This is a genomic window from Varunaivibrio sulfuroxidans (assembly GCF_029318635.1).
Taxonomy (GTDB): Bacteria; Pseudomonadota; Alphaproteobacteria; order Rhodospirillales; family Magnetovibrionaceae; genus Varunaivibrio; species Varunaivibrio sulfuroxidans.
On record NZ_CP119676.1, the window covers coordinates 838,462 to 861,086 of the forward strand.

General features: G+C 58.8%; 24 protein-coding genes. 11 read left to right on the forward strand and 13 right to left on the reverse strand.

All coding sequences use genetic code 11. The annotated features are described in order from the left end of the window. Nucleotides 1–5 precede the first annotated feature (5 nt). The 5 genes from P3M64_RS03875 to P3M64_RS03895 all read left to right on the forward strand — a co-directional run bounded on the left by P3M64_RS03875 (nt 6) and on the right by P3M64_RS03895 (nt 5,564). Complete coding sequence (locus P3M64_RS03875; RefSeq protein ID WP_132938005.1) at nt 6–701, forward strand: CpaD family pilus assembly protein; 696 nt, start codon at nt 6–8, stop codon at nt 699–701. 70 nt (nt 702–771) lie between these two features. Continuing rightward, a complete protein-coding gene (locus P3M64_RS03880) occupies nt 772–1,962 on the forward strand; it encodes an AAA family ATPase (protein ID WP_132938004.1) in 1,191 nt (396 codons plus the stop codon). 69 nt (nt 1,963–2,031) lie between these two features. After that, on the forward strand, nt 2,032–3,546 hold the full coding sequence (locus P3M64_RS03885; RefSeq protein WP_132938003.1) for a CpaF family protein: 1,515 nt from the start codon (nt 2,032–2,034) through the stop codon (nt 3,544–3,546). A gap of 53 nt (nt 3,547–3,599) precedes the next feature. Further along, nucleotides 3,600–4,577, forward strand: coding sequence for a type II secretion system F family protein (locus P3M64_RS03890; RefSeq protein ID WP_132938002.1), 978 nt, complete (start codon nt 3,600–3,602; stop codon nt 4,575–4,577). A 12-nt stretch (nt 4,578–4,589) separates the two neighbouring features. Continuing rightward, nucleotides 4,590–5,564: a type II secretion system F family protein gene (locus tag P3M64_RS03895; RefSeq protein WP_132938001.1), complete on the forward strand. Its 975-nt coding sequence runs from the start codon at nt 4,590–4,592 to the stop codon at nt 5,562–5,564. A gap of 26 nt (nt 5,565–5,590) precedes the next feature. Here the strand turns inward: P3M64_RS03895 and P3M64_RS03900 are convergent, their stop codons facing one another. From P3M64_RS03900 to P3M64_RS03925, 6 genes are all read right to left on the reverse strand, one after another. After that, entirely contained in the window at nt 5,591–6,082 is a 492-nt protein-coding gene (locus P3M64_RS03900; protein WP_132938000.1) for an A24 family peptidase, read from the reverse strand. 169 nt (nt 6,083–6,251) lie between these two features. Further along, the gene (locus P3M64_RS03905) at nt 6,252–6,422 is read right to left on the reverse strand and encodes a Flp family type IVb pilin (protein ID WP_132937999.1); all 171 of its coding nucleotides are present in this window, start codon (nt 6,420–6,422) and stop codon (nt 6,252–6,254) included. A 372-nt stretch (nt 6,423–6,794) separates the two neighbouring features. After that, nucleotides 6,795–7,496: a Crp/Fnr family transcriptional regulator gene (locus P3M64_RS03910; protein ID WP_132937998.1), complete on the reverse strand. Its 702-nt coding sequence runs from the start codon at nt 7,494–7,496 to the stop codon at nt 6,795–6,797. A gap of 195 nt (nt 7,497–7,691) precedes the next feature. Further along, a complete protein-coding gene (locus tag P3M64_RS03915) occupies nt 7,692–8,105 on the reverse strand; it encodes a PilZ domain-containing protein (protein ID WP_132937997.1) in 414 nt (137 codons plus the stop codon). 36 nt (nt 8,106–8,141) lie between these two features. Next, nucleotides 8,142–8,933, reverse strand: a complete 792-nt coding sequence (locus P3M64_RS03920) for a tetratricopeptide repeat protein (protein WP_132937996.1) — start codon at nt 8,931–8,933, stop codon at nt 8,142–8,144. A gap of 120 nt (nt 8,934–9,053) precedes the next feature. After that, nucleotides 9,054–9,206, reverse strand: coding sequence for a hypothetical protein (locus tag P3M64_RS03925; protein ID WP_165886222.1), 153 nt, complete (start codon nt 9,204–9,206; stop codon nt 9,054–9,056). 440 nt (nt 9,207–9,646) lie between these two features. Between P3M64_RS03925 and P3M64_RS03930 the strand changes: the two genes are divergently transcribed. From P3M64_RS03930 to P3M64_RS03940, 3 genes are read left to right on the forward strand one after another with little or no spacing between them, the layout of a single operon-like run. Then, nucleotides 9,647–10,903 (forward strand): pilus assembly protein TadG-related protein, encoded by a 1,257-nt coding sequence (locus tag P3M64_RS03930; protein WP_165886221.1) that lies wholly within the window; start codon nt 9,647–9,649, stop codon nt 10,901–10,903. Nucleotides 10,904–10,932: 29 nt separating this feature from the next. Then, on the forward strand, nt 10,933–11,400 hold the full coding sequence (locus P3M64_RS03935) for a TadE/TadG family type IV pilus assembly protein (RefSeq protein WP_132937994.1): 468 nt from the start codon (nt 10,933–10,935) through the stop codon (nt 11,398–11,400). A 4-nt stretch (nt 11,401–11,404) separates the two neighbouring features. Then, entirely contained in the window at nt 11,405–11,866 is a 462-nt protein-coding gene (locus P3M64_RS03940; protein ID WP_132937993.1) for a TadE/TadG family type IV pilus assembly protein, read from the forward strand. Between the two features lie 27 nt (nt 11,867–11,893). Here P3M64_RS03940 and P3M64_RS03945 read toward each other — a convergent pair whose 3' ends face one another. After that, entirely contained in the window at nt 11,894–12,688 is a 795-nt protein-coding gene (locus P3M64_RS03945) for a hydroxypyruvate isomerase family protein (RefSeq protein ID WP_132937992.1), read from the reverse strand. A gap of 108 nt (nt 12,689–12,796) precedes the next feature. On the opposite strand from P3M64_RS03945, the gene P3M64_RS03950 reads away from it, so the two are divergent. The 3 genes from P3M64_RS03950 to P3M64_RS03960 all read left to right on the forward strand — a co-directional run bounded on the left by P3M64_RS03950 (nt 12,797) and on the right by P3M64_RS03960 (nt 16,657). Beyond that, nucleotides 12,797–13,606, forward strand: coding sequence for a phosphodiesterase (locus P3M64_RS03950; RefSeq protein WP_132937991.1), 810 nt, complete (start codon nt 12,797–12,799; stop codon nt 13,604–13,606). A gap of 90 nt (nt 13,607–13,696) precedes the next feature. Beyond that, entirely contained in the window at nt 13,697–15,046 is a 1,350-nt protein-coding gene (gene hemN / locus P3M64_RS03955) for an oxygen-independent coproporphyrinogen III oxidase (RefSeq protein WP_132937990.1), read from the forward strand. Between the two features lie 144 nt (nt 15,047–15,190). Next, nucleotides 15,191–16,657 (forward strand): TrkH family potassium uptake protein, encoded by a 1,467-nt coding sequence (locus P3M64_RS03960; RefSeq protein WP_132937989.1) that lies wholly within the window; start codon nt 15,191–15,193, stop codon nt 16,655–16,657. Between the two features lie 13 nt (nt 16,658–16,670). On the opposite strand, the gene P3M64_RS03965 is transcribed toward P3M64_RS03960, so the two are convergent. From P3M64_RS03965 to P3M64_RS03990, 6 genes are all read right to left on the reverse strand, one after another. Next, nucleotides 16,671–16,865 (reverse strand): hypothetical protein, encoded by a 195-nt coding sequence (locus tag P3M64_RS03965; protein WP_132937988.1) that lies wholly within the window; start codon nt 16,863–16,865, stop codon nt 16,671–16,673. A gap of 89 nt (nt 16,866–16,954) precedes the next feature. After that, nucleotides 16,955–18,289 carry an amidase gene (locus tag P3M64_RS03970; RefSeq protein WP_132937987.1) on the reverse strand — a complete coding sequence of 445 codons (1,335 nt, stop codon included), beginning with the start codon at nt 18,287–18,289 and terminating at the stop codon, nt 16,955–16,957. Between the two features lie 23 nt (nt 18,290–18,312). Further along, a complete protein-coding gene (locus tag P3M64_RS03975; protein WP_132937986.1) occupies nt 18,313–19,659 on the reverse strand; it encodes a TRAP transporter large permease in 1,347 nt (448 codons plus the stop codon). Beyond that, the gene (locus tag P3M64_RS03980; protein WP_132937985.1) at nt 19,656–20,264 is read right to left on the reverse strand and encodes a TRAP transporter small permease subunit; all 609 of its coding nucleotides are present in this window, start codon (nt 20,262–20,264) and stop codon (nt 19,656–19,658) included. The genes P3M64_RS03975 and P3M64_RS03980 overlap by 4 nt, the downstream gene beginning before the upstream one ends. Before the next feature lie 147 nt (nt 20,265–20,411). Beyond that, nucleotides 20,412–21,578, reverse strand: coding sequence for a TRAP transporter substrate-binding protein (locus P3M64_RS03985; RefSeq protein WP_132937984.1), 1,167 nt, complete (start codon nt 21,576–21,578; stop codon nt 20,412–20,414). Between the two features lie 473 nt (nt 21,579–22,051). Then, nucleotides 22,052–22,474, reverse strand: a complete 423-nt coding sequence (locus P3M64_RS03990) for a GlcG/HbpS family heme-binding protein (protein ID WP_132937983.1) — start codon at nt 22,472–22,474, stop codon at nt 22,052–22,054. Nucleotides 22,475–22,625: the final 151 nt, after the last annotated feature.

The following is a 22,625-nucleotide window of genomic DNA, read 5'->3' on the forward strand; positions in this document are numbered from 1 at the left end:
CGATCATGGCGTCTCTTTCCTTTTCATCGCTTCCCGTATGCAAGCGGTTCCTTGTCGCCTTACTCGGCCTCGTCGCCCTGTCGGGTTGCGCGGCGACGCAAAACACCGCGACCTCCACGCTAAGTGACGATTACCGCGTCAATCACCCCCTCAAAGTCGGGCGCGAGCGCGTTTCGATAACGCTGAACATCCCCTCCGGCGATGGCGCGCCGCCGCACGCGGACACCCAACGCTTCATGGGTTTCCTGCGCGATTACATCGCACGTGGCCACGGCGCGGTGGTCGTTGAAACGGGCTATCCCGAAAAAGCCCGCGCGATGCTGACGAGCCGAGGTCTCCGCGACGATGAAATGACCTTCATCCTCGCCAAGGATAGCGGTCGGACCATGATTTTAAGTTTTTCCACCAATCGGGCCATCGTTCCCAAATGTGGAGACTGGTCCAGTTCCTCGGGCTTCAACCCCGGCAATAAAATTCACTCCAATTTCGGCTGCGCCTTCCAGCGCAACATTGGCTTGATGGTGGACGACCCCGGCGATCTGATCCAGTCCCAACCGATGGCCGCCCGTCCGGCCTTCAATTCGGACTTGGCGATTGAAAACTATACCAATCGTGTCAACGCCCCGGTCAAAAACTCCGGACAACAGGCCGCCACGCCCGCGCCCGCCCCGGCCGCGCCTTCGACAACCACCGTCAAATGACTTCTGGAACCGTCATGATCTACGCGAAAATTTTGTCCGCCACCCCATTGACGATGAACGGGAGAAAACCGTGATCCTCAAAATTTCCGTTGGGGCCTTTGTCCGCAGCGACGCCATGAAGGCCGTGTTGGAAGAGCTTGCCACGGACCGCATGTTTGTTCGCTCCAGCATAGCGATACAGGACGGCGCGATCCTCGAAGGAACGAAATTTCTATCCACTCACCAGACACCCGATTTGGTAATCGTCGAAAGTTTCGCCACCGACGCACAAAGCCAATCGGCGGAACTGGACGCCCTGGCCGATGTCTGCGCCCCTGGCACGCGGGTCGTTCTGATCGGTGCGGTAAATGACATTGATCTGTTCAAGGCCTTGATCGAACAAGGTATTAGCCAATATTTTTATCAACATGCCAGCGTCGAGGGTTTGCGCGACGCGATTTATCAGGCTTTTTCCGATCGCACCACACAGACCAAGGGTCGCCTTATTTCATGCTTTGGTTTGCGCGGGGGCGTGGGCTCCAGCTCACTCGCCCACAATATCGCGTTCGAACTCGCACGAGCTTACGATGAGGACGTCATTCTTGTCGATCTCGACATTGCCTATGGCACGGCGGCGCTGGCGTATAACACCCAGCCCAGCTATACGCTGGCCGACGCCCTAACCCAAACCGATCGCCTCGATGAAACCCTACTCCAACGCTATCTGGAAAAATGCACCGACAACGTCTCGCTTTTAGCCGCGCCCGGAAATCTGATCTCCGGCGTTCAGGTCAACACCCAAATGCTGGAGGGCGTCATCGCTCTGGTTCAGCAAATGGCCTCCTTCGTCGTTTTGGATATCCCTCACATTTGGACCGGATGGACTCAGGATCTTCTGGTCGAGGCCGATGAAACCGTCCTCGTAGCGACGCCGGATTTGTATAATTTACGCGATGGCAAAAACCTGGTTGAATTCCTATCCCCCAATCGTGGGGTCGATGCGCCGACGCGGCTCGTTTTCAATAAGGTTGGCGCCAATAAGGCGGGGCAACTAGATGATAAGGATTTCAAGGAAGCCCTGGGAATGAAGCCCGTGGCCTCCATTCCATACGAGGCCGACATATTTAGCAAGGCGCTCAACAACGGCGACATGCTGCGCACGGTTGGCGCCAAGTCAAAATCGGTGAGCGCGATCGAGACTCTGGCGAAACTGCTGAGCGCCCGCCAAAACGCCCAGACCAAAAAGAAACCCGGCCTGTTTAACTTTCTGGGTAAAAAATAGAGCGCCATCTTAAAGACGGTTAAATCCGCTTAAAAATGCTACGAACATGACATGAGGGAACGCACGAGGATGTTTGGACGCCGCGGAACGCCGCCAAAACCGCCGCGCGACAAAGCGCCTTCCACCGCGTCCGAAAAAGCTTCGGACGATGGCGGGAGCGGCGCCGGTCATCCCGGGCGCGCTGCGCAAGCCTCCGCCTTAGGTTCCGCGCGCAGCGCCTCGACACACGGCAAGGGCGCGCCCAACAAATCCCAAAGAGATGAAAAACAAACCGCCAAGGCCGCGCATCCGACTCTAAGTGCGGAAGCCCTGGAAAAACTCAACGACGTCAAGGTTAACGTTTTCAACGATTTGATGGAGGCCGTCGATCTTTCCGAGTTGAGTAAGCTGACTCAGGAGCAAGTTCGCGACGAAATCACCGACATGGTCAGCGAGATCATCTCGATGCGCGGCATCGTCCTCAGCCACCCCGAACAACAGCTCGTTATCGACGATATCTGCAACGATATTCTCGGGCTAGGTCCGCTGGAACCGCTGCTGGTGCGCGACGATATCGCCGACCTGATGGTCAACGGCCCCGACACGGTGTATATCGAAGTCGATGGCAAGATGCAGAAAACCGCCGTGCGCTTTCGCGATCAGGCGCAATTGATGAATATTTGTCAACGTATCGTTTCGGCGGTGGGCCGCCGGGTCGATGAGGCCAGTCCGATTTGCGACGCCCGCCTCGCCGACGGCTCGCGCGTCAACGTGATCGCGCCGCCATTGGCCATCGACGGCACCGCCCTGACCATTCGTAAATTCAAGAAAGACAAGCTGACCCTCGAAGACTTGCTGCGTTTCTCCTCGATCACGCCGGAACTGAAGGCCGTGCTCGAAGTGATCTCGGCGGTCCGTCTCAATGTCCTGATTTCAGGCGGCACCGGATCGGGGAAAACGACCCTCCTCAACTGCATGACCGCGCACATCGACCCCGGCGAGCGCGTCATCACCTGCGAAGATTCGGCGGAGTTGCAATTGCAACAACCCCATGTGGTGCGCCTGGAAACGCGCCCCGCCAATCTCGAGGGCAAGGGCGAGATCACCATGCGCGATCTGGTGAAAAACTGCCTACGCATGCGCCCCGAACGCATCATCGTCGGCGAGGTTCGCGGCCCCGAGGCGTTCGACCTGTTGCAGGCCATGAACACCGGCCACGACGGCTCGATGGGCACGGTCCATGCCAACAACCCGCGCGAGGCGATCGGTCGTCTGGAAAATATGATCGCCATGGGCGGCTTTACCCTGCCCGCCAAGGCCGTGCGCGAACAGATCGCCGCCGCCGTCAATATCATCGTCCAGGCCGCCCGCCTGCGCGACGGCAGCCGCAAGATCACCCATGTGACCGAGGTCATTGGCATGGAAGGCGATATCGTGACATTACAAGATTTGTATGTTTACGAAGTCGAAGGCGAGGACGCCAACGGCCGTCTGATCGGCGCCCATCGCCACACCGGCATGCGCCCGTCGTTCTGGGACAAGGCGCGGTATTACGACCAGGAACGCAAGCTGGCCCAAGCCCTGAACATGGATCGGGAAGAGTGAGCCCGCGCCGCCCCCGGCGCAGAACGGACCGGCCCAAAATAGGATGACGCGTCATGAATAATCCGGTTTTGATGATGTCGGCGCTAGGCGTTGTGAGCCTGTTCATGCTGTCCCTGTTGGGCGCCGCGATCTACATGACGATCAAGCCCCGCTTGCGCTTAAAAAAACGCCTCGCCGCCATCGGCGCGGTTTCATCCGCCCCCGCGCAGCGTGGCGACGGACGGCGTCAAAAACGCATCCAGGACAAGGTCAAATCCCTTCAGGAAAAGAACAAACGCCAACAGCGCGGTGACGTTTTGCGCGCATCCTTCCTGCAGGCCGGCCTGCACGCCGACATTAAGGCCTATGTCATCGCCAGCATCATCACGGGACTCACCTGCGCCGCCATCGCCGCCGTCGCCAAGCTGCCCTTGATCGCCGTTCCCTTGATCGGCGTCGCCGGCGCCCTCGGCCTGCCCAAACTGTTTCTCGGATTCCTGGCCAAGAAGCGCCAGAAAAATTTTATCGCCCACTTCGCCGAAGCCATCGACGTCGTCGTGCGCGGCATCCGTTCCGGCTTGCCAATAGGCGAATGCCTGGCCATCGTCTCGCGCGAATTCGAGGGGCCGGTCGGCGAGGAATTCACCTTGATCATCGAAGGCCAGAGGCTAGGTCTAACCCTCGACGACATCCTCGAACGCGGGCTACAGCGCATCCCCATCCCCGAATACCGTTTCTTCGCCATCGTGTTACAGATCCAGAAACAAACCGGCGGAAACCTAGCCGATACCCTGGAAGGCTTGTCCACGGTGCTGCGCGAGCGCAAAAAAATGCGTGACAAAATCAAGGCCCTGTCCAGCGAGGCGAAATCATCGGCGGCGATCATCGCCAGCTTGCCGTTCGCCGTTCTGGGCATGCTTTCCCTGCTCAACCCGGAATATGTCGGCCTGCTGTTCTCCACCTCAACCGGAAACTGGATTATCGGCATCGCCGGTTTTTGGATGGTCTGCGGTGTCGCCGTAATGTCCAAAATGATCAACTTCGAAATTTAGGGGCTTTGCGCCATGTCCATTTTCAATATCGCCACCCCCACCTTGATCGTTTGGATGGCCACCCTGGCGGCCTTGGTCTCGGTGGCCGCGATCGCCGCGCCCTTTGTTTTTCCCGCCAAGGGAAAATCGGCCCGCTTTAAGCAGGTGACGTCCAAACGCCGAGAACTCAGCCGCCAGCAACTGGACGGCTTGACCACGAAGGGGTCGTTGTTGCGCCAGCGCCAGAAATCGACCAAGGCGGAGATCATGAAAAAGGTCCTGGTTGCCCTGAAGCTGGACCAGGCGCTGTCCTCGAAAGAACTAAAATTGCATCTTTCCCAGGCCGGATACCGCTACCAGAACGCCTTGGTTTTTTTCCAGTTCGCCCGTTTCGCCGCCGCCATCGCCGGGCCGTTCCTCGCCATTTTCCTGATCGAATCGCAAGGCCCGACGGCGACCCTGCCCTACGCCCTTAAGCTGGTGGGCATGGGGTTGGGCGCGCTCGGCGGGTTTTATTTGCCTAAGCTGCTGGTCGTCAATCAGGCGCAGAAACGCCAGAAAGAAATCAATCTGGGCTTCGCCGACGCCCTCGACCTGATCGTGATCTGCGTCGAAGGCGGACTTTCGGTGGAAAACGCCTTCGAACGGGTGACCGAGGAAATCGGCGAGGCCTCGCCGACCCTGGCCCAGGAATTCGGCCTGACCTCGGCCGAACTGGCCTATCTCGGCGACCGCCACAAGGCCTATCAGAACTTCGCCGATCGCACCGGGCTGCCCGCCATCAAATCGCTGGCGACGACACTTATTCAGTCGGAAAAATACGGCACCCCGGTCGGGCAGGCCTTGAAGGTGTTGTCTCAAGAACGCCGCCAGGACCGAATGGCGATCGCCGAACGCAAGGGGGCGTCCCTGCCCGCCAAATTGACCGTGCCGATGATTGTGTTTTTTCTGCCGCCCCTGTTTGCCGTCGTCATCGGCCCCGCCGCGATCCAGATCAGCCACATGTAAACCGGGGATGCGCCATGATGGCGCGTCTATGACGGGATGAACAGGCGAGGCAGGACGTAAAGTCCTCCCGCGGCGATGGCGACGCCATAGGGCGCCGCACCGCCGGGGGCAAGACGGGGGGCCAGCCACGCCGGGCATCCCTTGCCGGCGCGCAGCCAGGCGCGGCCGATTAAAATCAGCGCCGACAAGCCCCCGCCGGCAAGGGCGACCGACAGGGCGAAAATCGGCAGATGGCTTCCGCCCATCCACACCGCCGCCGCCGAAAACAGCTTCACGTCGCCGCCGCCGAGGACGCCCAGGGCGAACAGGACGCTTAACAGCGCCAGCACCAAAATCGCGATCCCATAATGGATCGCGATCGCCCGCCCGCCCATGCCCACCACCACGGCGGCGGGCAGAAATGCCCCGGCCAGGGCGAGCGAGACCCAATTGGGAATACGCAAGGCGCGAATGTCGCAGAGCGCGCCATAAACCAACAGGGCGGCGAAAACAACGGCGAAAACCGACGGAAGAAACATACGTGGTATCCCTCTACGGTGTCTCCTGCCTCAGGGTGGCGGCGAACAGCCCCGCGAACGATAAGGAGAAAGATCAAAGGCGCAAAAAATGACCGCCGAAGGATCACTCCTTCGGCGGTGTGTCGCTGGGCGGTGCGCGTTGATCCCTGAACGGTCCGCGCGATGCCCCTTAAAGCTTGCCGGCGACGGTGGTAAACAACGTTTGCAGATTGCCGCCAACCAGGGTCAACCCGCCGATGATGACGACGGCGACCAGCGCCGCGATCAGGCCGTATTCGATCGCCGTCGCGCCGGATTCGTCACGCTTGAAACGGGTGAGGTATTGCATGAGGTGCGTCATTTTAAAAACTCCTATGAGACCATCCAACGTGTAAGTCCGCCAAGAAACCTATACTAACACTCGGCCAGAATACACAAACAAAAACAAAAAGTCAACTTCTAAATAAAAGGGTATGCCGTTACACCGCTGTTTTCAAGAATACTATGCTATTGAAAAATATATTATTACATGCGATTTTTTCTCAATAACTATATTTCATCTAACCTTCACGATTGAAACCATCTATCCTTATTTAATGGATAAATCTTATTTTATTCAGTGACGGGTATCACATCGACTCAGAAAATAAATCCCATTTTTTCGCACGCCCAACTGTCGAGGTACCCTGAGGCATATGCGGGGCGCCAACCTTTCCTAAATAGGTGTTTGGCGTCACTGGTTCAACAACATCTGCAATTTGCTATGGTCCTTGATCACCAGCGATTTGTGCTTGCGCCCAACGATACCCTCGCGCGCCAGATGACCGATCGCCATGGCGACGTCCTCGCGCCGGGTGCCGCTCCAACTGGCGATTTCCTCGTGTTTAGGCAGATAATGGATCATCCACGATCCATCGCCCTGAGGGTTGGGTTCGGACATCCGCAGCAATTCGTAATACACCCGCTGATGGGGCGACAGAGTTGTCAACGCCGTCACTCGGGTGTTTAGGGTGCGGATCACCGACGCGAAGCGTTTCAGCAACATCACAGAAATACCGGGACAATCGAGGAGCAATTTTTTAAAATCGGCGCTGGGCAATGAAGCGATCAGGGATGTCTGTAACGCCGTCACCCGGGCTGAGCGTTTCGATAAATCGATCGCCGACAGTTCGCCGAAGCTGGCCCCGTCACCCAACTCGGCGAGGGCGATCTCCTGATCCTTGCCCAGGAAATCCATGACCTTGACCCGCCCGCTGACGATGAAGAAAACATCCGTCGATGTGTCGTCGCGATCGACGATCGTCTGGTTCGCCTCGAATGTCAGCCAACGGCACTTTTTCTCCAGGTCCTCGACCCGATCGGGGCCGGCCTCGGCCAGCATCTCCACATTTTGGAGGGTCCGTTCAACACCGCTGATATCCGTCATTTCGTCCATCTCAGACTCGCCCCGCTTACATCAAGGAGGTCGTTTTCCGAACGCCCATGCCCTCGGATACGTCTTCTCCTCCCCCGCCTTCAAAATTCACCCCGCGCCAATCCGCGCTACCGGGCCACCTCTGAAAAAATAATTCGCCCCGAAGGTTAGACTATAATCTCAAACTCCCCGCTTCGTCTGCAACAAACCCCCAGACTACCCTTCCTTCTCTTTATCCCTTGGGAAATTCATCCGCTTGAAACGACCCGGCATAAGGCGCTGCAAAGTCGCCCGGCGGGTTTCTTCGGCATCGAACAGGCGCACGCCGACCATTCCCGAAGCCGACCATACGACGCCCACGTTCAAGGCCCAGTAATCGCCCAAGCGATCGAACATCAGGCGCATGGGAGCATGCACATCGACCGGCTGGGTCAGCTTCACGCGCCCTCCGGTTAGAGAAAGATTGGTCACCACGCACGCCTGAACTTTCCCCCGTTGCGCCAGCTTCGCGCTATACACACTAGATAGCCTAGGCGATGCACGACGGCCCAAATCGAGGCCTCCCGGATCCTGGCGTTCCTCAATCTCCCCCCCCAAGAGCCGGCGCTCGCGTTCACGATCTGCGTCCATGCCTGCTATCTCCGCCTCAAACGACCTTGAGGGCCGTCACGGCGTCCCCCGGTGTTTAAATCTTTGATAAAAGCTCATATTGGTATCGACATTTTTCGGATCAAGGTCCATTTCCGATAACGCCTTGGCCTTACCCAATTCGCCTTTCACACCGTATAACAACGCCAAATTCTGGCGAACCTGGACATTCGAACGGTTTTGATTCGATGCGTTCTCCAAAATTGCGATCGCCGCGTCAAGCCGACCGGACTGGGCCAGAGACATGGCGTAATTGTTCATCACCTGCGGATTTTTCGGCGACAGCTTCAGGGCCGCGTTATAATCCGCCTGGGCCAATTTGTAGTGTTGCACTTGATCCCGCGCGATCCCCCTCACCATGAAGGCGTCCCACATTCCGGGCCATGTGGCGGGCGCGGCGGCGAACAACGCCTTTAGATCGCCCAAAGCGCCCTCGGCGTCACCTGCGGCGATCCGGCTTTTCGCCAGTTCCAACAAAAACGGCAGATTGGAGGACTGGGAGGGGCGTTTTTCCAGCAAGATTTTAACGCCTTGCTTGGCCTCGCCGATATAACGCAGGTTACGCGCCAAATCGATCCGCAAGCGGATATCATCGGGCTTTTCATGAGATAGTCGGGCGTAATACTGTGCGGCGGAGGTATAATCGTGTTGGTTCTCCGAATCTCGCGCCGCGATGTCCAGGGTTTTGGCGAGAGACGCCTCGCTCACCTTCACCGGCGCGCCGCCCGTGCTTGCGCAACCGGACAGAATCCCGACGACCCCCGCGAAGATCGCCAAACGAAACGTCGTCGCCTTCAAGCTATTGCGCACGGCCCATTCCCCATTTCAAATTCCATTGTCCACAAGCCACGCGGTGCGCGCGCCCCCGTCCCTCAAGCGCCCGTGGAACGATCCTCGACGCCACGACCACGACGCCGCGACCACATCAGCTTACGCCAGCTTGGCGACGCTGTGAATGCCGATCGCGCATGCGCCGTCACCCAGAAGAAAACAATCGCCGCCCCGGCGCCGGGGCGCCCCCTCGGAAAAAACAACCTTGGAGGGGCCGCGATCCAAAACCCTAGCCCACGCCGCGCCCGCCATCCGTGACCGCCGTCACTGCGCCGAGATACGCGCCGGAGCATAATCTGGGGCATTCGTCGAAGTTCATGGGGGAAAGCTTGGCTCGGCGTCGTCGAAAGCAACCCTGAGGGTCCTCCTCCCGGCTATGCTTGAGATGACCGCGGTGGTCGCTATTGATATCAACGACAAAGGCTTTCATCATGCTTGAGCGTAGCGTATCGTTGGCCCCGCTTCTTCGCGGCGCAGCCTCAAAAAAGACCCTCCTCTTGAGACGCGCCGTGGCGCGACGGATTATCCCGACAAGACGCCGACGTTCGTCGTCTTGTTTCCCTTCTCGCAACGGAGTATCGGCTTTGCTTTCAGCATTGTTTCATCGCAGCCGGCGCCGCGTATCGGGAAAGAAAAACCGAAACGAAAGTTTGTCGTGGGCCCGCAACCTCTGGCGCGACGAACGAGGCGCCATGGCGATTTTGTTCGCCTTGATGACCCCCATCATCATCGGATTCGTCGGCGTCGGCGTCGATGTCGGCTCATGGTATCAAGAACGCCGCTCGATGCAGTCGGCGGCCGATACCGCCGCGGTGTCCGCCGCTTTGGAAAGATCGCAGGGCGGCACCACCCAATCGATAGACGCCGCGGCGCTGCAGGAGGCGACACGCAACGGCTTTAACGCCGCGACCGACACCATTCAGGTCAACGTCGCCCCCCATTCCGGCGCTTACAAAGGGGATGGCAATTATGTCGAGGTGATAATCACCCATCCCCTCAATCTTTATTTTTCCAAAATATTCCTGAACAACCCGGTGACGGCGACAACCCGCGCCGTGGCCACCACCCAGGGCGAGAACGAAGCCTGCGTCCTGGCGCTGAACCCCACCGCGCAAAACGCCATTTATGTGAACGGCGCCATGTCCGACGTCAGCATGGAAGGCTGCGGGGTCGTCGCCAATTCCAACGACCCCAAAGCGGTCAACGTGCAAAACGGCGAGTTCGAAGTCGATTGCGTATCCACCGTCGGCGGCGTCAGCGGCGCGGAAAACATCAAGACCGAGAAATGCCCGGCCCCCGTCACCGGCGCGCCCGCCGTCGCCGACCCATACAGCGCCCTGACGGTGCCGTCTTATTCCGGGTGCGACCACGACCCGGCGGGAAACAAACCCTATACGCCGGCGGAGGGCGAAACCATGACCGAGGGCGTCTATTGCGGCGGCATCAAGGTCAGCAGTGGCGACACCGTCTACATGGACCCCGGTATCTACATCATGGATAAGGGTGATTTCAACGTCCAGGGCAACGCCCACCTGGAAGGCCACGATGTCACCATCATCCTGACCTCGTCCAGCGGAACGGGGTATGGCAGTTTCCTATTCACCGGCAACGACGACATCGCCCTGAGCGCGCCCACCGCCGCCGACACCGGCGGTAGCCTGACCGGAGATTACACCGGCGTGCTGATTTACCAGGACCGCAACGCGCCGACAACGCCCAGCCTCAACGCCCAATTGACCGGGGGGTCGGACAGCGAACTGGACGGTTTGATCTACGTCCCCAACAACGATATATCCTTCTCCGGGGGTAATTCCACCGACGACAACGGCTGCCTGATGCTGATTGCGCAAAAAATCAGCTTCAACGGAGGTGCGGATATCGAAAATAAGTGCGATAAATACAGTAGCCCGAAGATCACCTACGGCAACAAGCCGCTGCTCGTGGAATGAGGCATCTTTGACATGACGGACGCCCTTTGATGGAAACCCTGCGTCACCTGCGCCAATGGCTTCGCCCGCGTGTACGCAAGCTGAAGACGCTACCCGGCGATACAGCGGGGGTCAGCGCCATCGAATTCGCCCTGATCGCGCCGGTGCTGATGATCCTGATGCTCGGCATGTTCGATTACGCCGTCTTGATCTTCCATAAAATGGAACTGGTCGGCGCCGTGCGTTCCGGGGCGCAATACGCCTTGATCGATTCCTCGGCGACGACGGCGATCGCGCAAACCGTGATTAACTCGACCAACTTGCCCGCCAACACGCTCAGCGTCACCGTCACCAACTTTTGTGAATGCCCGGACGGCAGCAGCCTCGTTTGCGGCGGGACGTGCGCGGCGGGTAACGTACATTACTACACCCGCGTCGCCGGCAGCTACGACTATACGCCAATCTTCCTGCCCGGGCCGATCACCCTGAGCGACACCACCACCATCAGAACCCAGTAACACCATGACCCAAACCCGAACAGCGCGCCGCATCCGACCGATTTTGCGCAAAGTCGCCGAAAAAACCGCCGACAACCGTGGCGCGACGGCGGTGGAATTCGCCCTGGTCGCGCCGGTTTTTCTGATGTTCGTTCTCGGTCTGGTGGATTTCGGTCGCGTCTACTGGATCAAAAGCACGATGCAATACGCCGTCGAACAAACCGCGCGCTACGCCATGGTCAACCCCACCGCCACGAACACGACCCTGACCACCTATGCGGTGAGCCAGGTCAACGGCCTGGATCCCTCGGGAATAACCTTCAACGCCGCCGACAGCACGGTCAGCGGCACCGCTTTCAAGACCATCACCGCAAGCTATACCTACACGTTTTCGATTCCCTTCGTCACCTTGGCCGACGCGGTCCTATCGGCGAAATCCAGCGCCCCCGTAGTAGTGCCCGTCACACCACATGGCCATCACTCCTAATCCGGCTTTACGCCGCACCAACGGCGGTCAGCCGCGGGACGACAAAAATCCGGCCTCGCGCGCCCAGCCCAGACCTGCCGTCGTGCCCGCCCGGGGCGTATATTCCAGCCCCACCCAACCGTCGTAGCCCAGACGATCCAACAGCCTGAAAATCATCGGCGTATCGGGATCGCCATCGTCGGGTTCGCCGCGCCCCCGACGGGCGGCGATCTGAATATGGCCGATCGCCGGAAGAAAGCGGTGGATTTCCAGTAACGGATCAACGCCCAGGCGGCGGGCGTGATAAATATCGTACTGCAGACGGACGTTGTCCGCACCGACCCGCTCGATAATCTCGACCGCTTCTTCCGCTCGATTCAAAAGGTAACCCGGCATGTCGAAGGGGTTGATCGGCTCGATCAAAATATTGATCCCGTGGGGTTGGAACACGCGCGCGGCGCGGCCCAGGTTTGCGACCAACGTCGCCATCGCCCGCGTGCGGGAAATCCCCACGGGGACGATCCCCGCCATGACATGGACCCTGGAACAGTGCACGGTCGTGGCGTAAGCGAGGGCCTGTTCCATCGCGGCATCAACATCCGTTTCGCGTCCGGGAAGGGCGGCAAGGCCGCGCGCACCAGCCGCCCAATCGCCCGGCGGCGCGTTGAACATCACCATCTCAAGGCGCGACGCGGCAAGACGGTTCTTGATCTCCCGAGAGGGAAAAGCATAAGGAAACAGGCACTCAACCCCCTTAAATCCGGCCAAAGAGGCGGCGTGGAAACGCTCAAGAAAGGCCTCTTGCGTAAAAAGAAAAGAAAGGTTGGCGCTTAGTTTGATCACGAATTATACCTCTTTGACGAACGGACGAAGCACGTTAGCATGCCCGCCCGGCGCGTTTGCGCTTTTGTTTTCTCCTCTTTCACGATGGCAACTTACGGGTATAACGGCATGATTATCGCCCAAATTTCGGATCTCCACCTGAGAACCGACGGACACAAACTGAAGGGTATTGTCGATTCCGTCGGCGCGCTTGACGCCGTCGTGCGCCACCTCAACGCGCTTGAGCCGCGCCCCGACGTGGTGCTGGCGACCGGCGATCTGGCCAACAAGGCGCACGTCCAGGACTATGAAACCCTGGAAGCCATGCTGCGCACCTTGAGCATGGCGTTTTACGTCATCCCCGGCAACCACGACGACCGCGCGATGATGCGCGACGTCTTCGCCAAGGACGGTTATTTCCCGCCCGACGGAAAATTCCTGCACTACACCGTGGAAGACTGGCCGGTGCGCATGATCGCCCTGGACACCAAGGCCGACCGGCGCGATGGCGGCGAGATGTGCCCCGAACGCCTGGCCTGGCTGGATGCGCGTCTGGGCGAGCAACCCGATCGCCCGACGGTGGTTTTCATGCACCACCCTCCGTTCAAGACCGGCATCGGATTCATGGACAAACAGCATTTCGACGGCGCCGAGGATTTCGAGGCGCTGATCCGCCGCCACCCCCAGGTCGAACGGATCGTCGCCGGACACCTGCACCGCACCATCTCCAAGCGCTTCGGTGGGACCGTGGCCAGTGTGTGTTCTTCGAGCGCATTTCAAATGGCCCTCGACCTGCGCCCCGACGTTGGGTCGAGCTTCGTGAAGGAACCCCCCACCATCCCCATTTTACTATGGCGCGACGATACCGGTCTGGTCGCCCACCATAGCCAATTGGGAGATTTCGGACCACGCCATCCCTTCGTCCGCGACCCTCTTTAGAACGGGAACACAGCGCCTTGCGCCCCCTCCCGGGCGAGAGTATCTTATCGCCCACGCGCCACGGCGCATCTTCATTCCGGCGGAGTTTCCATGAAAGCGGACCTGACCACAAAGTACGACATGCTCGTCCCCCGCTACACGAGTTATCCCACGGCGCCGCACTTTAACGACGACGTCACCGCCGACGTGTATGGTCGCTGGCTTTGCGAACTGGACCCCAAAACCGCCCTTTCGCTGTATTTCCACATCCCCTTTTGCGACGAAATGTGCTGGTTCTGCGGCTGCTACACCAAAATCGTCAAGCGCTATGAGCCGGTCAGCGAATATTTGAATACCCTGCTCAAGGAAATCGACCTGGTCGCCGATCGCCTGCCCGGTCGGTTCAGCGCCCATCATCTGCATTGGGGCGGCGGCAGCCCAACCATGTTGACCGGCCCCGATTGGATGCGCATCATGGATAAGTTGCGCGCCCGCTTCGATTTCGCCCAAAACGCCGAAATCGCCGTCGAAATGGACCCACGCACCGCCACCTTGGACTACGTCAGGGCGGTGGCGTCCGCCGGCGTCAACCGCGCCAGCATCGGGGTGCAAGATTTCGACCCCAAGGTGCAGGAGGCGATCAACCGCATTCAACCCTTCGAGATGACCCGCCAAGTGGTCGATTGGCTGCGCGACAACGCCATTGACGGCATCAACATGGATTTGATGTACGGCCTGCCCCATCAAAGCGTGGACGGCGTCATCGATATGATCGACAAGACCGTCGAAATTCGTCCCAACCGGATCGCCCTGTTCGGTTACGCTCACGTTCCATGGATGAAAAGCCACCAAAAACTGATCAAGGAAGAAGACCTTCCCGACAACAGGCAGCGCTGGGTGCAATTTTCCCGGGCCTCGGACCGGCTTGAAGAACGGGGCTATGTCAAGATCGGCCTTGACCATTTCGCCCTGCCGGACGACGCCTTGGCGATCGCCCTGAAAAACCATACCGTGCATCGCAATTTCCAGGGCTACACCGTGGATGACAGCCCCGCCATGCTGCCCTTCGGCGCTTCGGCGATCGGCGCCCTGCCCCAGGGGTATGTGCAGAACGTCTTGCCTCTGCGCGATTACACGCGCGCCATCGACGCCGGTGAATTTCCCGTTCAGCGCGGGCGCGCGCTCACTGCGCGCGACAAACTCGAAGCCGACGCCATCATGCGCATCATGTGCGATTTGGAATGCGATCTGGACCAGGTCTGCGCCGCTCACGACATGACCCCGGACGCCCTCGACGCGGGGTTGGAAAAATTGGCCCCGATGGCCGCCGACGGCATCGTCGTCATCGACGGCCGCCACATCCGCTTGACGGCCCAAGGCCGCCCCTTCGTCCGTCTCGTGGCCAGCGCGTTCGACGCCTACCTCGGGTCCGGCCAAGGGCGCCATTCGAAGGCCGTTTAACCCGTGCCCCCGCTTTTCCAGCCCCGGGCCCCGCGGCGTACGCGCCGTTCGCCTCAAAGCGCGGAGACGCCCTCCCAAAGCGGCCACATCGGTCAGGGACGCGCGGTGGCGCCATGCGGTTGTCCGTGGACATAGGGTGCGGCCATGCAATTTTTTCCCGCCCTGCGCCCCCTCATTTTCATCTTGGGGCCGATGCTCAGCTTCCTCGGCTTCGCGATGCTTTTGCCCGCTTCGGCCGATTATGTTTCGGGAAACCACGATTGGGTCTCCTTTACCGCTTCGGCGGTCATTTCGGTATTCCTCGGCGGGGTGATGATTTTTTCCGGCAGCGGAAAGATCGAAGAATTGAATATCCGGCAAACCTTTTTGCTCACCGTGCTCAGTTGGTTCTTGATGTCTTCGATCGGCGCGCTGCCGTTTTATCTGTCGTTTCACAACCTAACCTTTACCGAGGCCGTTTTCGAAACCGTTTCCGGGTTGACCACGACCGGATCTACGGTGCTGACCGGGCTGGATAGCGCGCCACCCGGCATCTTGTTGTGGCGCGGCATTTTGCAGGGCATCGGCGGCATCGGCATTATCGTGATGGCGATCGCCATTTTGCCCTTCCTGCGTCTGGGCGGAATGCAATTGTACCGCACCGAATCGTCCGACATGTCGGAAAAGGTCCTGCCCCGGGTAGCCCGCCTGACGGCGGCGATTGTCGGCGTTTATTTCGGTATTATCGCGCTGTGCTGGTTCGCCCTATGGGCGGCGGGAATGACCTCGTTCGAAGCGATCATCCATTCCATGGCCGCGGTATCGACGGGGGGATTTTCGACCTCGGACAAATCAATCGGCCATTTTCACAGCGATCTGATCGAATGGATCTTGACCTTTTTCATGATCGCGGGATCCCTACCCTTCGTTTCCTACGTCTCGATGATCAAGAAACGCGGAGCCGAACGTTTCAATGAGCCGCAGATCAAGGGGTTTTTATTTTTCCTTCTGGTCATCATTTTAGCCATGACCCTGTGGCTGACCCTGGCCAAGGGCATGCCGATCTGGCACGCCCTGACGGCGTCGGCGTTTAATCTTGTCTCCATCGTCACCACCACCGGGTTCACCAGCGAGGATTACACCCTTTGGGGATATTTCCCGATCATTTTCGTGTTGTTTTTAACTTTTGTCGGTGGGTGCACCGGATCGACGGCGGGGGGGATCAAGTACCTGCGCATCCAGCTCGCGGCGGGGGCGATCCGCAAGGAACTGCGCCGCCTGACCATGCCCCATGGAGTATACACCGTGCGTTACGGCGGCAAGCCTGTCGATAACGACACCCTCGTCGGCGCCCTCGACATGGCGGTCATCTTTGTCGTCTGTATCATCTTAATCACGCTGGGATTGGCGGCGACCGGCCTGGATTTCACCACCAGCTTCAGCGGCGCGGCGACGGCGATGGCCAACGTCGGCCCCGGTCTGGGTAAAATTATCGGGCCATCGGGAACGTTTCAAGACCTCAGCGAGACGGCACAATGGCTGCTAACCCTGGCGATGCTCTTGGGGCGACTTGAAATTTTCACCATGGTGGTGCTGGCCACCCGGGGCTATTGGAAGGATGTTTTCGTGTAGTCGGTTCCCCCGTTCAGGTGGACACGTCATCCCCGCGCAAAGCGCTGCGCACCTCGTCGATATAGGCCCACACCGCCACCAGCAAAACCACCGCCGTGATGATGCCGAAAGGCAGCGATCCGATGGAAATCGCCAAGCCGCCCAAGAACAAGATAACCATCACCATCGCGATCGCTCCGGCGAGCACGGTATTGAAAAGAACGTTCATCACTATGCCTCATCTGTCTGTTTTTTTATTATTCAGAAACCAAACGCAGCAGATTAATAGGTCCTGCCCCTAAAGATCATTGATAAAATTTATTCCTTGGCGGCATCCATCAACCAGCGCGCCGTGCGCAGAAGGCGGGCGTCGTCATCCTTGGCCCCGACCAGTTGCACCCCGACCGGCAAGCCGCTTTCACCCTGCAAAATCGGCAAGCTGACGGTGGGAACGCCGCAAAACGTCCAGATCGTGCAAAAGGCCGGATCGCCCGTATTGACCAAGGTCGGCGGCGCCTCGCCCACCACGGCGGGGGTCAGGATGACGTCGTAATCTTCGAAAATCTTGTCCAAAATGGCGCACAGTATCTCTTTCTTGTCGCGCGCGAAATTGTAGGCCACCGCCGGGACGCCACGACCCGCCTCGATCATCCGACGCAGAACCGGACTCAGGCGGTCGGCGCTGCGCTCGTATTCCTTGGCGAAGTTGAGCGCTAAGTCGGCCTCCATCATCGCCTTGTGCCATCCGTGGACGTTGTCGAATATTCCCGGCAGTTCGACCTCTTCGACCCGATCGCCGAGGGCATCGACAAGCTCGGCGAAACCTTCGTGCACGGCGGCGTCGGCCTTGCCCCATTGAGACGTTTTGACGAAAGCCAAACGGGGGACGACGGGAGGGTCCTCACGCGCCGTCGCCAGCAACGGCGGCGCCGTGCGCGGGCGGGTACTGGTCTCGCGCGCATCAAACGCCATCATCACCTCGCCGATCAGGGCGGCGTCTTCCACCGAGCGGGCGAAGACGCCGACAGTGTCGAATTCCAGCGAGCCTTTCAACACGCCCCGGCGCGACGCCCAGCCGAAAGACGGCTTAAAGCCGACGACGCCGCAAAAGGACGCCGGACGGACGACCGACCCATTGGTTTGCGTACCGACGGCAAGCGGGCACATTAACGACGCCACGGCGGCGGCCGACCCGCTCGACGAGCCTCCCGGCGTGTGCGCCGGGTTTAAGGGGTTGCGTGTTTTTCCGGGATGGAAGACCGCAAATTCCGTGGTTACCGTTTTGCCCACAATCACCGCCCCCGCGGCGCGCAGCAGAGCGACGACATGGGCGTCTTCGCCCGAACGGCGCCCCGCATAGAGGGGTGACCCGTACGCGGTGGGAAATTCCTCGGTGTCGATATTGTCCTTCACCGCCACGGGAACCCCATGAAGCGGCCCCAGGACGCCGCCCCGGCGGCGGTGCGCATCGCGCGCGCGCGCCTCGGCCAAGGCATACTCCGCGTCGAGGTAGGCCCAGGCCTCAATATCGTCATCGACCGCCGCGATCCGCGCCAGGCACGCGGCGACCAGCTCCTCGGACGTGATCAGGCCCTCGCGAATATCGTCCGCCGCCTGAAGCGCCGTCAGGGTGTAATAGGCAGTTTCGTTCATTTCACACACACTTTCCACCAGGGTCAGCCGAAGAAATAGGTCGGCAGCCACAACGCGATGCCCGGGAAATTGTACAACAACACCATGCACAAAATGACGATCCCCAAGTAGGGCATGATCCCCTTGAAGATGTCGATCAATTCGACATGCTTGGGCGCGACCCCCTTCAGGTAATAGGCCGCCATCGCCATCGGTGGGGTCAGGAACGACGTTTGCAGGTTGAGCGCCACCAAGATGCCGAAGAACAACGGATCGATCTTGAAATCGGCCAGCATCGGCAGAAAAATCGGCACGAAGATGATGATGATCTCGGTCCATTCCAACGGCCAGCCCAGAAGGAAGATGATGGTTTGCGCCAAGATCAAGAATTCGACGGGAGTCATCTGCATCGACAACACCCAATTTTTAATGATGTCGTGCCCCCCCAGATAGGAAAACACCGAGGCGAACGTCCACGAGCCGACGAATAGCCAACAGACCATGGCCGAAGTGCGCGCGGTCAGGTAAACCGCCTCTTTCAGACGCTCCCAGGTCAGTGAACGGTAAGCCAGCGCCAGGAGTAACCCGCCCGCCGATCCGACTCCCGCCGCCTCGGCGGGAGTCGCGATGCCGAACAAAATCGCGCCCAACACGCTCATGATCAATAAAAACAAAGGCACGAACGAAGTGAACAGTTGAAGAACGATCTTGCCCGTCGGGGGAACGTCCTCCTCCTTTGGGCTGGGCGCGAGCGAGGGATTGAAATAAGCCCGCCCAACCACGTAAACCATATACATTCCAGCCAACAAGAGGCCGGGGAACATCGCCGCGGCGTACAGCCGCACCGGGGACAATTCCGCGATCGCGGAATAGACGATCAACATAATCGACGGCGGAATCAAAATGCCCAGACAGCCGCCCGCGCAGATAACGCCCGCGGCGTACTTGGTCTCGTAACCCGCCTTGAGCATCGCCGGCAACGCCAACAGTCCCATCAAGGTCACCACGGCGCCGATAATGCCGGTGGCGGTGGCGAACAAAGAACACGTCGCCAAGGCCGCAAGGGCCATCGACCCCGGCACCTTGCGCGCGGCGAGACGGATGGAAAAGAACAATCGATCGACGATATTCGCCCGCTCGACCACGTACCCCATGAATAGGAACAGAGGCACCGCGACCAAAATGTCATTGGACATCACAGAGAAGGTATTTTGGACAAACAAATCGAAAATACGGTTATCGAAGATGGAGTGCATCCGCGACGGGTCCCAGTAGGCGTAGTAGCCAAACCCCAACCCCATGGCGACCAGGGTGAAGGCGATCGGGAACCCCAAAAGGACGATAACAATAAACAGCGCCAGCATCATGATGGCGATTTGGGGGTCGGTCATGCTCCGTTCTCCTTGACGCCGAGCGATTGCTTCACGGCGGCGACGTCTTCGTCTTGATGCATCATCATGGTTTCGGTTTCTTCGACATCGTGCAGTCGTGTCGGCCAAACCCCCGTTCGAATACATTCGATGCAGCGCACGACCTCGGCGAAGCCCTGGAGCGCCAAAAGCGCTCCGGCGATCGGGATCAGGGTTTTAAAGGAGTAAATCTGAATCCGCGCCGGGCTGCTCCAGCTCACTTCCTTGTAGAACCAGCTGTCGGCGGCGAAGGAATAGCCGTAGTAAAGCAGGGCGAATGCGCCGGGGAAGAAAAAGATGAAATACAGCACCAAGTCTATGCTCGCCTGTACCTTGATCGGCAGCAAACGGTAAATCACGTCGCCGCGCACATGGCCATTGCGCGATAGAGTGTAGGCGCCCGCCATCATGAACAGCGCGCCGTACATCTGAACGTTCATGTCGAACGCCCAGGTCGTCGGCGCATTCAAGACATAGCGGACGAAAACTTCGTAGCAGGTGGCGAAGGTCAGAACGACGATGCACCAGGCGAACGCCTTGCCTACCCACATGCTGAGGCTGTCGATGAAATAAAGAACCGGTTTCATGTCGGATTCCAGATTACGGGGGGGAGGAGTTTTCGGACGAGACGTCCCGCACGGCGCGGAGCGCACGACGCCCCGGCGTTCCAAGAAAGCAACGCGGCGGTTCCCATCGACATTTTTATGAGAACCGCCGCGCCGGGAAGTGCGAAATTACGCCAAGACGCCCGGGAAATAGTGATCGAAGGCGAGCTTATAATCGGGCGCGTTGGTCAGGGTGTACCCCATCGTCCGTTTCGCCCAAGCCTTTTGCGATTCCACAATTTCCTTGAAGAACGGATCGGCGTCCGCAAACCGCTTGATAACCACGTCCCAGGCGGCGAGCTGACCGGCCATGATCGATTCGTCCGTTCTGTGCACGTGGACGCCGTACTTGGTCTCCAACAGAACCAGATCCTTGGCATAGCGGTCGATCGATTTCCAGGACATATCCGACGAAGCGGACTCGCTGGCGTACTCAAGAATTTTTTGCTCTTCCTTGGACAGGCTCTCGAAGCGTTCCTTGTTGAAAATAATCTCAAAGGATTCCTGAGATTGATGGAAGCTCGCCAAATAGTATTCCTTGGCCACGTCCTGCATGCCAAAGTCCTTGTCCGAGGTCGGGTTGTTGAATTCCGCCGCGTCAATCACGCCCCGTTCCATCGACGGCTGGATTTCGCCGCCGGGGATTTGTACCACGGACATGCCCATTTCGTTGAGGACGTCGGCGGCAAGTCCCACCGTGCGGTACTTCAACCCTTTAATATCCTCGATACCGTTTATCGGTTTTTTGAACCATCCGAACGGTTGCGCCTGCATCGGGCCGGACAAAAAACCGACCAAATTCAAGCGCAAAACCTCCTGCAAAAGCTTGTCATAGTAGGCCCGGCCGCCGCCGTACTTAACCCAGGCGAGCATCTGATTGGCGTCCCAACCCCAGCACGGTCCGGTGCCGAACAACGACGCGGCGGGGTGCTTCGAATACCAATACGCCGTCACCAGATGTCCGGCATCGACGACCCCTTTGTGCACGCCGGTCTGAATTTCCGGCGTTTTCAAAACCGCGCCGACATCCAGGTAGTCGATTTTCAAACGACCGGCGGACATTTCGTTAACGCGGTTGACGTAATCAAGGGCGAATTCCTTAAAGATACCACTGCCCCAAGCGCCCTGCATTTTTAAAACGGTGGTCGCCGCCCGCGATACATTGGGCATCGCAACACCGGCGACCGCGGCTCCGGCGGCCCCGGCGACAGCGGCGCCAGCGCGCATAAACTTACGACGACTGACGGCTTTCGAAGCGCGCCCCTCCGACGCGCTTTTGGTTTCGGCCTTTGTCATTTTTGCCTCCCTGGCTATGGCGTAAACGCTTTCTTCAAGATGAAGAAACCCCTGAGATTCCCTTGACCGTAAAACGGAAATCCCCACAAAAAAGCCCTAACCGGAACAAAAGGAACATCGAACCTTCTGCGTTCGACATCATCTTTGGGTTGTTTTTGTTTTTACCCAAGCCCTGCCCCGGAACCTTAAAAGCAAGGCTTTCCCATTCACGCACAATTGGCAAGTCTTTTTGTATACAATTTACGTACAATTTTTAGGAGCGTGTCTCAAAACCGGGCCATGACCTGGGCAGCGTTCGCCTCAAGATTTACAACGCACTGTTATTAAAAATGTTTTATGGTTACAGCGGAGATTTGCTCTTTATACGCTCATAATGTGCGTCGATATCAATCGCCCTCGCATAACTCCGTTTCGAAAGCCCAACGGCGCGAGCAAATCCAAAAGGCGGCGCACCCCGTTCGAACACACACCGTTCAGTCGGAAAGAAAAACCTCAAGGGCCGCCTCGGCGCACGCAATATCCTGTTCGGGCGCGCCGCCACTTACCCCAATAGCCCCGACCACGCCCCCATCGCCGATATCGACCGCGAGACCTCCGCCAACGGTGCTGAAATGTCCCGCCAAAGAGGTGTGTATCCCAAAGACCAAATTTCCGGGAATACACCGCGCGTTGTACTCGTGGGTAGGGCGCCGGGAAATCGCCGATGTCATCGCCTTGTCCTGAGACAACGCGACACTCAAGATTTTCGCGCCGTCCATACGCTGAAATGCGATGAGGTGCCCCGCTTCGTCGCAAACGGCGATGCACATGGGCACACCGATTTCACGAGCCTTGGCCTCGGCCCCATCCATGAGAACCATGGCGTCCCGGTAAGACAGTCTTTCCAAGGTTAGCATCGTCGATCTCCCTTAATCCCACGTCTTATCCCGCATCTTGCCTAACGGGGTTGCGAAAATGATTGACCCGAACATACCCGCACCTCAAGTTAAAAGCGGGGTGAAATATCTGGGAGAAACAATGAAGACGCGCCAACACACACATATGAAG

Bases quoted from the DNA above. Each gene is read 5' to 3' on its own strand.
- P3M64_RS03875 (WP_132938005.1), top strand. From the start codon at position 6: ATGGCGTCTCTTTCCTTTTCATCGCTTCCCGTATGCAAGCGGTTCCTT.
- P3M64_RS03885 (WP_132938003.1), top strand. From the start codon at position 2,032: ATGTTTGGACGCCGCGGAACGCCGCCAAAACCGCCGCGCGACAAAGCG.
- P3M64_RS03890 (WP_132938002.1), top strand. From the start codon at position 3,600: ATGAATAATCCGGTTTTGATGATGTCGGCGCTAGGCGTTGTGAGCCTG.
- P3M64_RS03895 (WP_132938001.1), top strand. From the start codon at position 4,590: ATGTCCATTTTCAATATCGCCACCCCCACCTTGATCGTTTGGATGGCC.
- P3M64_RS03900 (WP_132938000.1), bottom strand. From the start codon at position 6,082: ATGTTTCTTCCGTCGGTTTTCGCCGTTGTTTTCGCCGCCCTGTTGGTT.
- P3M64_RS03905 (WP_132937999.1), bottom strand. From the start codon at position 6,422: ATGACGCACCTCATGCAATACCTCACCCGTTTCAAGCGTGACGAATCC.
- P3M64_RS03910 (WP_132937998.1), bottom strand. From the start codon at position 7,496: ATGGACGAAATGACGGATATCAGCGGTGTTGAACGGACCCTCCAAAAT.
- P3M64_RS03915 (WP_132937997.1), bottom strand. From the start codon at position 8,105: ATGGACGCAGATCGTGAACGCGAGCGCCGGCTCTTGGGGGGGGAGATT.
- P3M64_RS03925 (WP_165886222.1), bottom strand. From the start codon at position 9,206: ATGGCGGGCGCGGCGTGGGCTAGGGTTTTGGATCGCGGCCCCTCCAAG.
- P3M64_RS03930 (WP_165886221.1), top strand. From the start codon at position 9,647: ATGGCGATTTTGTTCGCCTTGATGACCCCCATCATCATCGGATTCGTC.
- P3M64_RS03935 (WP_132937994.1), top strand. From the start codon at position 10,933: ATGGAAACCCTGCGTCACCTGCGCCAATGGCTTCGCCCGCGTGTACGC.
- P3M64_RS03940 (WP_132937993.1), top strand. From the start codon at position 11,405: ATGACCCAAACCCGAACAGCGCGCCGCATCCGACCGATTTTGCGCAAA.
- P3M64_RS03950 (WP_132937991.1), top strand. From the start codon at position 12,797: ATGATTATCGCCCAAATTTCGGATCTCCACCTGAGAACCGACGGACAC.
- hemN (WP_132937990.1), top strand. From the start codon at position 13,697: ATGAAAGCGGACCTGACCACAAAGTACGACATGCTCGTCCCCCGCTAC.
- P3M64_RS03960 (WP_132937989.1), top strand. From the start codon at position 15,191: ATGCAATTTTTTCCCGCCCTGCGCCCCCTCATTTTCATCTTGGGGCCG.
- P3M64_RS03965 (WP_132937988.1), bottom strand. From the start codon at position 16,865: ATGAACGTTCTTTTCAATACCGTGCTCGCCGGAGCGATCGCGATGGTG.
- P3M64_RS03970 (WP_132937987.1), bottom strand. From the start codon at position 18,289: ATGAACGAAACTGCCTATTACACCCTGACGGCGCTTCAGGCGGCGGAC.
- P3M64_RS03975 (WP_132937986.1), bottom strand. From the start codon at position 19,659: ATGACCGACCCCCAAATCGCCATCATGATGCTGGCGCTGTTTATTGTT.
- P3M64_RS03980 (WP_132937985.1), bottom strand. From the start codon at position 20,264: ATGAAACCGGTTCTTTATTTCATCGACAGCCTCAGCATGTGGGTAGGC.
- P3M64_RS03985 (WP_132937984.1), bottom strand. From the start codon at position 21,578: ATGACAAAGGCCGAAACCAAAAGCGCGTCGGAGGGGCGCGCTTCGAAA.
- P3M64_RS03990 (WP_132937983.1), bottom strand. From the start codon at position 22,474: ATGCTAACCTTGGAAAGACTGTCTTACCGGGACGCCATGGTTCTCATG.